This is a genomic window from Aeribacillus composti, from assembly GCF_007827555.1.
GTDB classification, from domain to species: Bacteria; Bacillota; Bacilli; order Bacillales; family Aeribacillaceae; genus Aeribacillus; species Aeribacillus composti.
This window is the reverse complement of record NZ_VISS01000033.1, coordinates 38,313-50,702: the sequence shown is the minus strand read 5'-3', so window position 1 is coordinate 50,702 and position 12,390 is coordinate 38,313. Positions and strand designations below refer to the sequence as shown.

Genomic DNA, 12,390 nt, shown 5'->3' with positions numbered 1-12,390 from the left:
CAGATAAAAATCGAAAAAATATAAAAGCAAGTGGAGAGAAACGAATTGTTTTTCTCCACTTGCTTCATTTTAGGGACTTATCGGACAGCCCCTTTTTAAGTATATGGTATTTTTTTACTTAAAATTGAACAATAAACTGAAACACACAAAAAAGTATTGGGCAACGATCAATAGTGTGTTTTCTCCGAGAATCTGCTAAAGACTTTTTAATTCCTGCATCTTATCGTATAGTATACCCCTATTTTTAGATGTCATAAGTTAGCTGATCTGGCTAGAGACATCCTTGCTTTTTGTTAAATAATTAACAGTAATTTAATTATGTAAACTTTAAATAATAATTCATTTCGTTATGATTTCCTTCAATATCCTATGATTGATATAATTACTAATAACGTGTTTTTTCATGATTGGAAACAATAACATATAGAAAGCTTTCAGGCTTAGGAGGGATAGAATGGGTTTTTTACAAGAGCAAGTAAGCGAAATAAACGGGATTCAGCTGCATACCGTTTCATCAAATGCTTTTAAAACAAATTCACTCATTTTAAGGTTAAAGGCGCCGCTATCGGAAAAGGATGTAACCATTCGAGCTTTGCTTCCCCATGTTTTGCAAAGAGGTACAGCATCCTACCCATCCACAACTGAATTAAGGAAATATTTGGATGATTTGTACGGTGCAACACTGCAAGTCGATTTAGCCAAAAAGGGAGAAAACCATATCATTACGTTCCGGATGGAAATCCCGAATGAAAAATTTTTAAAAGATAAGACACCTTTATTGGAAAAAGGGATCGAATTGTTGTCCGAAGTACTTCTTTCGCCTCCTCTGCAAGAAGGGGTGTTCAATCAAAGCATTATCGAACAAGAAAAGCGGACATTAAAACAGCGCATTCAAGCGGTTTATGACGATAAAATGCGTTATGCGAATTTACGTTTAATTCAAGAAATGTGCAAAACTGAGCCGTACCGTCTGCATGTCAACGGAGAGAAAGAGCATATCGATCAAATTTCTCCTCAACAGCTGACGGATTATTATACAAATATGCTGCAGCATGATGAAGTCGATTTATTTGTGATCGGGGATATTGAAAACGAACAAGTGGCTGATATTGTCAGGAAATATTTCCGTTTAACAAAATCCAATCAACAAGCTAGGGCTGAAAGTGTTGAAAAAAAAATTGAGAAGGTTAACGAAGTTATCGAAGAACAAGACATTACCCAAGGGAAATTGAACATCGGGTACCGCACGCACACAACATATAGTGATCATGATTATTACGCATTGCAAGTGTTTAACGGCATTTTTGGGGGATTTCCGCATTCGAAGCTGTTTCTAAACGTTCGCGAAAAGAACAGTCTTGCTTATTATGCTTCCTCGAGAGTGGAAAGCCATAAAGGCTTGTTAATGGTGATGTCAGGAATTGAAATGAAGAACTACGAACGCGCTCTCACGATTATTCATGAACAAATGGAAGCGATGAAAAAAGGAGATTTTACAGATAAAGAATTGGAACAAACGAAAGCGGTGATCAAAAATCAGTTGCTGGAAACAATCGATACCCCTTACGGAATGACGGAAGTGCTGTACCACAATGTTGTTGCGAAAACAAACCGAACTATTGAAGAATGGATCGAAGGGGTAGAAAAGGTCCAAAAAGACGAAATCGTACAGCTTGCTGAAAAAATTCAACTGGATACGGTTTATTTTTTGAAAGGGGGCGGATCTTTATGATAAAAGAAATTACATTCGATCAACTGAAAGAAACGTATTATTATAAGAAAATGGAAAATGGATTAGATGTTTATGTCCTTCCAAAACAAGGGATTCATAAAACGTATGCGACATTCACCACTAAATACGGTTCTATTGACAATAAATTCGTTCCAATTGGCAAAGAGGAAATCGTTCACGTCCCGGATGGCATTGCTCACTTTTTGGAACATAAGCTTTTTGAAAAAAAGGATGGGGACGTATTTCAACAGTTTAGTGAACAAGGGGCATCGGCCAATGCATTTACATCCTTCACGAGAACGGCATATCTTTTTTCCAGCACGGCAAATGTTGAAAAAAATTTAGAAACGTTAGTAGATTTTGTCCAAAGTCCTTATTTTACTGACCAATCCGTTGAAAAAGAAAAAGGCATTATAGGTCAAGAAATCAACATGTACCAAGACAATCCTGATTGGCGGCTTTATTTTGGACTCATCCAAAACATGTATGAAAGCCATCCAGTACGGATTGACATTGCCGGCACAATTGATTCGATAAATCAAATTACAAAAGAGCAGCTTTATGAATGCTACGAAACGTTTTACCATCCCAGCAACATGCTCCTGTTTGTGATCGGGCCTGTTCAACCGGAAAAAATTATCAAGCAAGTGGAAGAGAATCAGGCAAAAAAAGATTTTAAAAAGCCAACGAATATTGTTCGTGAACAAGTACATGAAAGAGATGAAGTGTTTAAAACGAGTGAAAAAATTTATATGAATGTCAAGTCGTCGAAATGCTTAGTTGGCTTAAAGGCAAAACATCCTTTCCGAAAAGGGGAAGAGCTGCTTACGCATGAACTTTCCATGAATTTAATTTTAGAAATGCTTTTTGGCAAAAGCTCAAAGCTTTATTTGGAATTGTATGAAAAAGGGCTCATTGATGATACGTTCAGCTTCGATTATACAGAGGAGTACAGCTTCGGTTTTGCTATGGTCGGCGGCGATACCGACCGGCCGGATGAGCTGAGTGAATATATAAAAGAAGCTCTTATGAAAAGCAAGCAATCGTTATTTACCGATGAGCAGCTGAAAGCCGCCAAAAAGAAAAAAATCGGCTCTTTTTTAAGGGCTTTTAATTCTCCTGAATTTATCGCCAATCAATTTACCCGGTATCAATTTAACGAAATGAATCTGTTCGATGTTGTGCAAGCTTTAGAAAATGTAAACATGGACACGATTAAAGCAGTTTTAAAAGAAGCGATTGATGAAGATTATTTAACAGTTTTCCAAGTTTTGCCGAAATCATAATATTGCGGAGGGGAAATCTTGAAAACAGCGTTAGTAACTGGAGCCAGCGGAGGAATCGGAAAAGCGGTTGTAGAAAAATTGGCTCAGGAAGGATATCAAATTTATGCTCAATACTTTCGAAACATTGAACCGTTAAAAGAAGCAATGAAGTTATATGATCAGATCATTCCAGTTTATGCGGATTTGTCATCGGAAAGCGGGACGGAACAATTACTTGAAAACATTCCAACTTCTATAGATGCTCTTATTTTTGCTAACGGTATTTCCCACTACGGACTGATTCAAGATGTTTTGATGGAAGATTATCAAAAAATTATACAGCTTCATCTTACGTCGCCCTTTTTTATTACTCAAAAAGTAGTCAGTGGAATGATAAGAAAACAAAAAGGAAGCATTCTTTTCATCTCCTCTATATGGGGGCAGACAGGAGCCAGCTGTGAAGCTTTATATTCCATGGCAAAAGGGGGGCAAATTTCCTTTGTGAAAGCACTAGCGAAGGAATTAGCGCCTTCCAATATTCGCGTCAACGCCGTTGCGCCAGGCATGATCGATACAAGTATGAATGATCGATTCTCTCCTGAAGAATTGGAAGATATTAAAAACAGCATCCCCCTTGAAAGAAATGGAAAGCCTGAAGAAGTCGCGAATGTTGTTTTATTCCTTATTAGCGAGCAAGCTTCCTACATTACAGGTCAGGTGATTGCTGTCAATGGAGGATGGTACTGCTGATTCCCTCTCCCGTATAAAAACTGCATGATCAAGGGAAAATAAAAATTGATTAAACGATAAAGGAGGGGAACATATGTCAGTATTGGAAAATTGGAATCAATGGAAAGATTTTTTGGCGGATCGCCTCCAGCAAGCAGAAAGCGGCGGATTGTCCCAAGAGGTTATTTCCAATTTAGCGTATGAAATCGGTGATTATTTAGCAAAGCAAGTGGAGCCGAAAAACCCTGAAGAAAAAATTCTTCACGATCTGTGGAGTGTCGCTTCAAAAGAGGAGCAACATGCAATCGCCAACATGATGGTGAAACTTGTTCAAAATGACAGCGTCCATTAGGATGTTTTTCATTTATTACTGTCAAGTTAGGGCACTTGGTGAAATGACCAAGATGCCCTTTATTTTTTCCTTGCAATTATCCTTTCTTCTTTATCTAAAATGATTTATTATAAATTTATAGGTGTGTTATTTGGGGGTCTTTGAAGGTGGAAAAAACTGAATGGTATTTAGAATATAAAATTCAAAAAAACCGGCCGGGGCTGCTGGGAGATGTTTCGTCTTTGCTCGGTATGCTGAACATTAATATCGTTACGATTAACGGCGTTGATGATATGCGCCGCGGGATGCTTCTGCGCTGCGAAACGATTGAACAAATTAAAAGGCTTGAATCTATTCTGAATACGATGGACAACATAACAGTGACAAAATTGCGGCAGCCTAAGCTGAGAGATCGTCTTGCTGTCCGTCATGGCTTTTATATTCAACGGGATGCAGATGATAAAAAGACGTTCCGTTTTGTTCGCGATGAGCTTGGTATTCTTGTTGATTTTATGGCCGAGCTCTTTAAACAAGACGGTCATAAATTAATCGGCATACGCGGAATGCCGCGTGTCGGAAAAACAGAATCGATCGTAGCGGCGAGCGTCTGTGCGAATAAAAGATGGCTTTTTCTCTCTTCAACCATGCTGAAGCAAACTGTCCGGGAAAGGCTGATTGCTGATGAATACCGGACAGATAACGTGTTTATTTTAGATGGAATCGTCACGATGAAAAGAGGCTCTGAACAGCATTTGCAATTAGTTCGGGAAGTGATGCAGCTTCCGGCAACGAAAGTCGTGGAGCATCCAGATATTTTCGTTCAGAGCTCCGAATATACTTTGGATGATTTCGACTACATTATTGAACTTAGACATCACCCTGATGAAGAAATTACGTATGACGTTGTAGAAAATAATCATCAGCCGTTTGGCCACTCAATTTATAATGGATTTGATTTTTAGAAAGGTGGGTACGTTTTGAGCGAGTTAGGTAACCATCTGAGACAAGCTAGGCTGGAAAAAAACATTTCACTCGATGACTTGCAGGAAATAACTAAAATTCAAAAGCGCTATTTAATCGGCATTGAGGAAGGAAACTACTCGATCATGCCGGGGAATTTTTATGTGCGTGCGTTTATTAAACAATACGCGGAAGCGGTTGACCTTGATCCGGATGTTTTATTTGAACAGTATAAAAATGAAATACCAAGTACATATGATGAGATACCTGAGAAATTGTCCCGCGTTCAAACTCATAAAGAGCTTCCAAAGCCGGCTTCCAAATTTTTAGAGCTGTTGCCGAAGCTTGCCGTCATCGCTGTTATTATTTTGGTGGCGATTATCGTTTGGGTGCTTTCCCAGCGTGGAAGCACAGATGAAGGCGTTCAGACGGAGGACGATACAAAATCCGTCAAAATAGAAACCTCTGGCGTGGAGCCTGAGAAAAAAGAGCAAAATAATATTGTCGATGAAAAAGACCGTTCGGTTGAAGAAACAGAACAAGAGGAGAAAAAAGATGAGAACGCCGAAAATGAAACGAAGCAAACATTGACGGTAAAAGAAGTAAGAGGGAAAGAAACCGTATATGAATTGTCCAATGCGGACAAATTGGTGATCGATATTTCAACCAATGGGAATTCGTGGATAGAAGTGAAGAACGGAAAAGGAAAATCGTTTTTTGCAGGAATGATGCGACAAAATGAGCAGAAAACGGTTGATGTAACAGCGGAAGAAGAAGCAAAAATCGTTGTAGGCGATGCTCGATTTACGACCATTCAAGTGAATGGAGAAGCCGTTTCTTATGAAACGGACCCGAATAAAATGGTTCGGCAGGATATTATCATTTTAAATAACAAGAATGAATAAGTCATCGTATGAGATGGCTTATTCTTTCTTACTTTATGCTAGTGGAGGTACAAAATGAATTTGCCAAATCGAATTACTGTATCAAGAATTATGCTAATTCCAATATTTATGATTGTGATGCTTGGCGATTTTAACTGGGGAAATTGGTCGGTCGGTGAAGAAGTTATTCCTGTCAAACATGTCGTTGGCGCCCTCATTTTTATTTTAGCTTCGACGACCGATTGGATTGATGGATATTATGCACGCAAGCTTGGACTTGTGACAAATTTAGGAAAGTTTTTAGATCCTCTTGCCGATAAATTGCTCGTTTCTTCAGCTCTCATCATATTGGTGGAAATAGGTGCTGCTCCGTCTTGGATTGTCATTCTGATCATCAGCCGTGAATTTGCCGTAACTGGATTGCGTTTAGTTCTGGCTGGTGAAGGAGAAGTCGTAGCAGCTAACATGCTCGGCAAAATAAAAACATGGACGCAGATCGTGGCTATTTCCGCTTTGCTTTTACATAATATACCTTTTGAATGGATTTCGTTTCCATTTGCAGACATTGCTTTGTGGGTTGCGCTCTTTTTTACCATTTTATCTGGATGGGACTATTTCATGAAAAATAAACACGCGTTTGTCAATTCGAAATAACCATGTGGAGGATATTGTATGAATGTGAATGCTGAAATTATTGCTGTCGGTTCAGAACTGTTGCTTGGACAGATCGCCAACACAAACGCCCAATTTATATCAAAAAAGCTTGCCGAAATAGGTGTTAATGTTTTTTATCATACGGTCGTTGGAGACAATGCTGAAAGGCTCAAGCATACGATCGAAACGGCAAAAAAACGGTCGAATTGCATCATTTTTACCGGCGGGCTCGGCCCGACAAAAGATGATTTGACGAAAGAAACGATTGCACGTATTTTGAATAAACGTCTCGTGATCGACGAGGCGGCGATGAAAAACATTGAGGATTTTTTTAAACGGACGAAACGGACAATGTCGGAAAACAATCGGAAACAAGCATTAGTTTTGGAAGGTTCTACTGTTTTGCCAAATCATTACGGAATGGCGCCAGGAATGGCGTTAGAGGCGAACGGAATTACATATTTGCTAATGCCGGGCGTTCCGAAAGAAATGAAGCCGATGTTTATCAACTACGGTGTGCCGTTTTTGCAATATCATTACGGGTTAAAAGAAAAAATCATCTCGCGTGTGCTTCGTTTCTTTGGCATCGGCGAATCTCAGCTTGAAACAGATATAGAGGATCTGATTGATCAGCAAACAAATCCGACCATCGCGCCGCTGGCAAAAGACGGCGAAGTAACATTGCGCCTGACAGCAAAACATGAAGATGAGTCGACTGCGCTGAAGCTGATTGACGAAACAGAAAAAAAGATTTTAAGCCGTGTCGGCCGATATTTTTATGGACACGGTGAAACTTCGATCCAAGAGCAGCTTATGAAGCTTCTAAAAGAAAAGCAATATACTATTTCGGCTGCAGAAAGTTTGACGGGCGGTCTTTTTTCCGAACAGCTGACCCATTTTCCAGGCGCTTCGAATATTGTCCTTGGAGGAATTGTCTGCTATACAAACGAAGTGAAGCAGCATGTTCTTGGCGTGTCGGAAGAAACGTTGAAAACAAAAGGAGCCGTTAGCTCTGAATGTGCGAAAGAAATGGCGGAAAATATAAAAAAATTGACCGGCAGCAATATCGGCATCAGCTTTACGGGAGTGGCAGGACCTGATCCTTCTGAAGGAAAAGAAGTTGGAACTGTCTATATCGGCATTCAATTCGACGATCGGCCGACAGCAGTCTTTGAGCTTCATCTTTCCGGTACTCGGGAAGGGATCAGGCACAGAACGGCAAATTATGGCTGCTACTATGTAATGAATGTAATAAAGGAAATGGAAAACCGGTTATGAGCGTCTTCATCCGGTTTTTTAATTTTTATATAATGAAAATTAAAAAACGAATAAATGTTCCCTTTTTTCTTGGCAAACAGGAAAAAACACGGTATATTTATTTTGAAGCTATCAATTTTTTAAGGAGGAAATTGTATTGAATCATGATCGTCAAGCTGCCTTGGAAATGGCGTTAAAACAGATTGAAAAACAATTCGGAAAAGGTTCGATAATGAAGCTTGGAGAACAGGCTGAGCGAAAAGTTTCAACAGTTCCAAGCGGATCGCTGGCATTGGATGCAGCTCTTGGCGTCGGCGGATATCCTCGAGGTCGGATTATTGAAATATATGGACCGGAAAGCTCCGGTAAAACGACAGTGGCCCTTCATGCCATTGCTGAAGTTCAAGCTCTAGGCGGGCAAGCAGCGTTCATCGATGCGGAACATGCGCTCGACCCTGTCTATGCGCAAAATTTAGGTGTTAATATTGATGAACTGCTTTTGTCGCAGCCCGATACCGGCGAGCAGGCTCTTGAGATTGCAGAAGCTCTCGTTCGCAGCGGTGCAGTCGACATCATTGTCATTGACTCGGTCGCAGCACTCGTCCCAAAAGCGGAAATTGAAGGCGAAATGGGCGATGCGCATGTCGGATTGCAGGCGCGTCTTATGTCGCAAGCGCTTCGGAAGCTTTCAGGAGCCATCAGCAAGTCGAAAACCATTGCGATTTTTATTAATCAAATAAGGGAAAAAGTGGGCGTCATGTTCGGAAATCCCGAGACAACTCCAGGGGGACGCGCGCTGAAATTTTACTCATCTGTCCGCCTTGAAGTGCGCAGAGCTGAACAGCTGAAACAAGGAAATGATATGGTAGGAAACAAAACGAAAATTAAAGTTGTCAAAAACAAAGTAGCGCCTCCTTTTAGAACGGCAGAAGTTGATATCATGTACGGGGAAGGGATTTCAAAAGAAGGAGAAATCATCGACCTGGGAACGGAATTGGATATTATACAAAAAAGCGGTTCGTGGTATTCTTACCAAGAGGAGCGTTTAGGACAGGGAAGAGAAAATGCAAAGCAATTTTTGCGCGAAAATCCGGATATTCGCGATGCCATTCAGCAAGAAATTCGCAAGGCATATGGCCTTGAAACGAATGAACCTGTGCAAGAGGGGCAGGAAACGTTCGAGCTTTTGGATGAATAATGTACGCACATCTTAGCGTAAGGCTGGCGGAGTAGCCGGTCTTATTTTTTTGATCAAAAAAAGCCCCATCCTTTGTTCGACAAGATGAAAACTTGACAAGGGTTATTCCCACATTTAAAATGGATATGTATATTTTTTCATTTTTGCAATATATTTAACATATTTTTTTGGAAAATGTTATCGGGAGAGTAAATGTGTAATGCCGACACTTTCTTTGTGACAAGTTCATAGCAAGAGGAGGTGAAAGAATGGAACTCATTGAAATCATCTCCATTTTGCTTGGCCTAATCGTCGGTGCAGTTGTTGGTTATTTTGTTCGAAAATCCATTGCTGAAGCGAAAATAGCGGGTGCAAAAAACGCCGCGGAACAAATTCTTGAAGATGCTAAGCGTGAAGCTGAAGCAACGAAAAAAGAAGCGCTTCTGGAAGCAAAGGATGAAATTCATAAGCTTCGTTTGGAAGTAGAAAAAGAAATTCGCGAAAGAAGAAATGAACTTCAAAAACAAGAAAACCGTTTAATGCAAAAAGAGGAGAATCTCGATCGAAAAGATGAATCATTAGATAAGCGTGAGGCGATGCTAGATAAAAAAGAAGATTCTCTAAATGAAAGACAACAGCATATTGAAGAGATGGAAAGCAAAGTGGAAAAGATGGTGCAAGAAGGACAAATAGAGCTTGAACGCATTTCGGGTTTATCGCGTGAAGAGGCGAAACAAATCATCCTTGAACGAGTGGAAAAGGAACTTTCTCATGATATTGCTGTAATGGTGAAAGAAGCAGAAACAAAGGCGAAAGAAGAAGCAGATAAAAAAGCAAAGGCAATTCTTTCCCTTGCTATACAGCGCTGTGCAGCAGATCATGTGGCTGAAACGACCGTTTCTGTTGTGAATTTGCCAAATGACGAAATGAAAGGCAGAATTATCGGCAGAGAAGGAAGAAATATCCGCACTCTTGAAACGTTGACAGGGATCGACCTCATCATCGACGATACACCGGAAGCGGTTATTTTATCAGGATTTGATCCGATTCGCCGTGAAACAGCAAGAATTGCGCTTGACAAGCTTGTTCAAGACGGGCGCATTCATCCAGCGCGAATTGAAGAAATGGTGGAAAAATCGCGGCGGGAAGTGGACGAGCATATTAGGGAAATCGGAGAACAAACGACATTTGAAGTTGGCGTTCACGGTCTTCATCCGGATTTGATCAAAATTTTAGGCAGATTGAAATTTCGAACGAGCTATGGCCAGAACGTGCTGAAGCATTCAATAGAGGTTGCCTTTTTAACCGGATTGATGGCTGCCGAATTAGGTGAGGATCAAATCCTTGCAAGACGTGCAGGGCTTCTGCACGACATCGGAAAAGCCATTGACCACGAAGTAGAAGGAAGCCATGTTGAAATCGGCGTGGAGCTGGCAACGAAGTATAAAGAACACCCGGTTGTCATCAACAGCATTGCTTCCCATCATGGGGATGAAGAACCGACATCGGTAATTGCGGTTTTAGTTGCGGCGGCTGATGCTTTATCGGCAGCACGGCCGGGTGCCCGCAGTGAAACGCTTGAAAATTATATTCGCAGGCTTGAAAAATTGGAGGAAATTTCCGAGTCGTTTGAAGGTGTGGAAAAATCGTACGCCATTCAAGCAGGCCGCGAAGTTCGCATCATGGTAAAACCGGATGCAATAGATGATTTAGAAGCTCATCGATTAGCAAGAGATATTCGCAAGCGGATCGAAGAAGAGCTTGACTACCCTGGACATATTAAAGTGACCGTCATTAGGGAAACTCGTGCGGTTGAATATGCCAAATAAAGTGGTACATGAAAATGTGCCGCTTTATTTTTTTTTCAATTTATGCAAAACTATATAATAAACATTTAGAAAGGAATTCATCATGAAAGTTTTATTTGTAGGCGATGTGGTAGGAGCAAAAGGGAGAGAAATGGTTGAACAATATTTGCCGAAGCTGAAGAAAAAATATAATCCTGAAGTAACAATTGTCAATGGTGAAAATTCTGCACATGGCAAAGGAATAACTATGAAAATTTACCAGAAGCTTCTTTCATTGGGAGTTCAGGCAGTGACAATGGGCAACCATACTTGGGATAAAAAAGAAATTTTTGAATTTATCGATGAAGCAAAAGCGTTGGTTCGACCGGCTAACTTTCCTGAAGGCACACCAGGAAAAGGAATCGTGTACGTGGAAGCGGATGGAAAAGAGCTTGCGGTCATAAACCTCCAGGGAAGAACATTTTTGCCGGCAATCGATTGCCCTTTTCGGAAAGCGGATGAATTGATTCAAGAAGCGAAGAAAAGAACTCCATATATTTTTGTTGATTTTCATGCGGAAGCAACGAGCGAAAAACAAGCGATGGGCTGGTATTTGGATGGGAAAGTTTCCGCAGTGGTTGGCACTCATACACACGTTCAAACTGCCGATGAAAGAATTTTAGATAAAGGAACGGCATTTATTACCGATGTCGGGATGACAGGACCATATGACGGTATTTTAGGAGTTGACAGGGAAGCAGTATTAAAAAAATTTTTAACGAATCTCCCTGTTCGGTTTGAAATCAATGAAGGCAGAGGACAATTGAATGCCGTATTAGTGGAAATTGAGGAAGGAACCGGCAAAGCGAAATCGATCAAACGAATATTAATCAATGATGATCACGTTTATTTTGAATAAATTAAATAAAAAAAAATTAAAAATAAGCAGGAATACTGCCAAACTTTAGGGAATATAGTAACTATGGGATGGAACCAATTGTTCAAGAGGTGATGGGTCTTTTGAACAATGCATCTAACAGCATTTGTTCCAATAAATTTTCACGAACCATTGTAAAAAATGAAGGGGGAACTAGGAAATGGAAATATTAAAAGTTTCAGCAAAATCTAATCCGAATTCTGTCGCCGGAGCGCTAGCAGGGGTGCTGAGGGAGCGTGGAGCCGCCGAAATTCAAGCGATTGGAGCTGGAGCATTGAATCAAGCTGTAAAAGCGGTAGCGATAGCAAGAGGATTTGTAGCTCCGAGCGGTGTTGACTTAATTTGTATTCCGGCATTTACAGATATTCAAATAGACGGTGAAGAACGAACAGCCATTAAATTGATTGTTGAGCCGAGATAACATGTTTAAATAAATTAGCTAAACAGTCTGCACTCCTTTTCGGTTGCAGACTGTTTTTTGCTTAAAATGTTGATAATATTTATCGGTTTTATTATAATTTCATTATACAGAAATAAAGAATGGTGAATATTTAAAATTTTTTGTCATTACAAGCATTTAAACTTGTAATTTTGATTATTTAGGGATAAAATTGAAATCGTTTAGGATTATCCCAAAAATTTTAAGGTATGGTGGTTTTGCTGCCAGAACAAGGTTA

General features: G+C 40.1%; 12 protein-coding genes. All 12 read left to right on the top strand.

From position 1 onward, the window contains the following. Positions 1–454 precede the first annotated feature (454 nt). Positions 455–1,732, top strand: coding sequence for an EF-P 5-aminopentanol modification-associated protein YfmF (yfmF, locus tag FB379_RS15345; RefSeq protein ID WP_063386723.1), 1,278 nt, complete (start codon positions 455–457; stop codon positions 1,730–1,732). Beyond that, the gene (yfmH, locus tag FB379_RS15340) at positions 1,729–3,018 is read left to right on the top strand and encodes an EF-P 5-aminopentanol modification-associated protein YfmH (RefSeq protein ID WP_144598321.1); all 1,290 of its coding nucleotides are present in this window, start codon (positions 1,729–1,731) and stop codon (positions 3,016–3,018) included. Before yfmF ends, yfmH begins: the two co-directional genes overlap by 4 nt. Before the next feature lie 15 nt (positions 3,019–3,033). Then, the gene (gene ymfI, locus FB379_RS15335) at positions 3,034–3,747 is read left to right on the top strand and encodes an elongation factor P 5-aminopentanone reductase (protein ID WP_232515766.1); all 714 of its coding nucleotides are present in this window, start codon (positions 3,034–3,036) and stop codon (positions 3,745–3,747) included. 73 nt (positions 3,748–3,820) lie between these two features. Next, the gene (locus tag FB379_RS15330; RefSeq protein WP_063386726.1) at positions 3,821–4,078 is read left to right on the top strand and encodes a DUF3243 domain-containing protein; all 258 of its coding nucleotides are present in this window, start codon (positions 3,821–3,823) and stop codon (positions 4,076–4,078) included. Positions 4,079–4,224: 146 nt separating this feature from the next. Beyond that, the gene (locus FB379_RS15325) at positions 4,225–5,019 is read left to right on the top strand and encodes a YmfK family protein (protein ID WP_066246441.1); all 795 of its coding nucleotides are present in this window, start codon (positions 4,225–4,227) and stop codon (positions 5,017–5,019) included. A gap of 15 nt (positions 5,020–5,034) precedes the next feature. Next, positions 5,035–5,922 (top strand): helix-turn-helix domain-containing protein, encoded by an 888-nt coding sequence (locus FB379_RS15320; RefSeq protein ID WP_094246010.1) that lies wholly within the window; start codon positions 5,035–5,037, stop codon positions 5,920–5,922. A 54-nt stretch (positions 5,923–5,976) separates the two neighbouring features. Next, positions 5,977–6,555, top strand: a complete 579-nt coding sequence (gene pgsA, locus FB379_RS15315) for a CDP-diacylglycerol--glycerol-3-phosphate 3-phosphatidyltransferase (protein ID WP_094246009.1) — start codon at positions 5,977–5,979, stop codon at positions 6,553–6,555. 24 nt (positions 6,556–6,579) lie between these two features. Continuing rightward, on the top strand, positions 6,580–7,833 hold the full coding sequence (locus tag FB379_RS15310; RefSeq protein ID WP_063386750.1) for a competence/damage-inducible protein A: 1,254 nt from the start codon (positions 6,580–6,582) through the stop codon (positions 7,831–7,833). A gap of 136 nt (positions 7,834–7,969) precedes the next feature. Beyond that, a complete protein-coding gene (recA, locus tag FB379_RS15305) occupies positions 7,970–9,010 on the top strand; it encodes a recombinase RecA (protein ID WP_082829319.1) in 1,041 nt (346 codons plus the stop codon). Between the two features lie 248 nt (positions 9,011–9,258). Then, positions 9,259–10,818, top strand: a complete 1,560-nt coding sequence (rny, locus tag FB379_RS15300) for a ribonuclease Y (RefSeq protein WP_063386730.1) — start codon at positions 9,259–9,261, stop codon at positions 10,816–10,818. A gap of 82 nt (positions 10,819–10,900) precedes the next feature. Then, complete coding sequence (locus FB379_RS15295; RefSeq protein ID WP_063386731.1) at positions 10,901–11,695, top strand: TIGR00282 family metallophosphoesterase; 795 nt, start codon at positions 10,901–10,903, stop codon at positions 11,693–11,695. Positions 11,696–11,873: 178 nt separating this feature from the next. After that, the gene (spoVS, locus tag FB379_RS15290) at positions 11,874–12,134 is read left to right on the top strand and encodes a stage V sporulation protein SpoVS (RefSeq protein WP_003181955.1); all 261 of its coding nucleotides are present in this window, start codon (positions 11,874–11,876) and stop codon (positions 12,132–12,134) included. Positions 12,135–12,390: the final 256 nt, after the last annotated feature.

Excerpts from the sequence above, each read along its gene's own strand:
- yfmH (WP_144598321.1), top strand. The coding sequence starts at position 1,729 with ATGATAAAAGAAATTACATTCGATCAACTGAAAGAAACGTATTATTAT.
- spoVS (WP_003181955.1), top strand. The coding sequence starts at position 11,874 with ATGGAAATATTAAAAGTTTCAGCAAAATCTAATCCGAATTCTGTCGCC.
- FB379_RS15295 (WP_063386731.1), top strand. The coding sequence starts at position 10,901 with ATGAAAGTTTTATTTGTAGGCGATGTGGTAGGAGCAAAAGGGAGAGAA.
- rny (WP_063386730.1), top strand. The coding sequence starts at position 9,259 with ATGGAACTCATTGAAATCATCTCCATTTTGCTTGGCCTAATCGTCGGT.
- FB379_RS15330 (WP_063386726.1), top strand. The coding sequence starts at position 3,821 with ATGTCAGTATTGGAAAATTGGAATCAATGGAAAGATTTTTTGGCGGAT.
- yfmF (WP_063386723.1), top strand. The coding sequence starts at position 455 with ATGGGTTTTTTACAAGAGCAAGTAAGCGAAATAAACGGGATTCAGCTG.
- pgsA (WP_094246009.1), top strand. The coding sequence starts at position 5,977 with ATGAATTTGCCAAATCGAATTACTGTATCAAGAATTATGCTAATTCCA.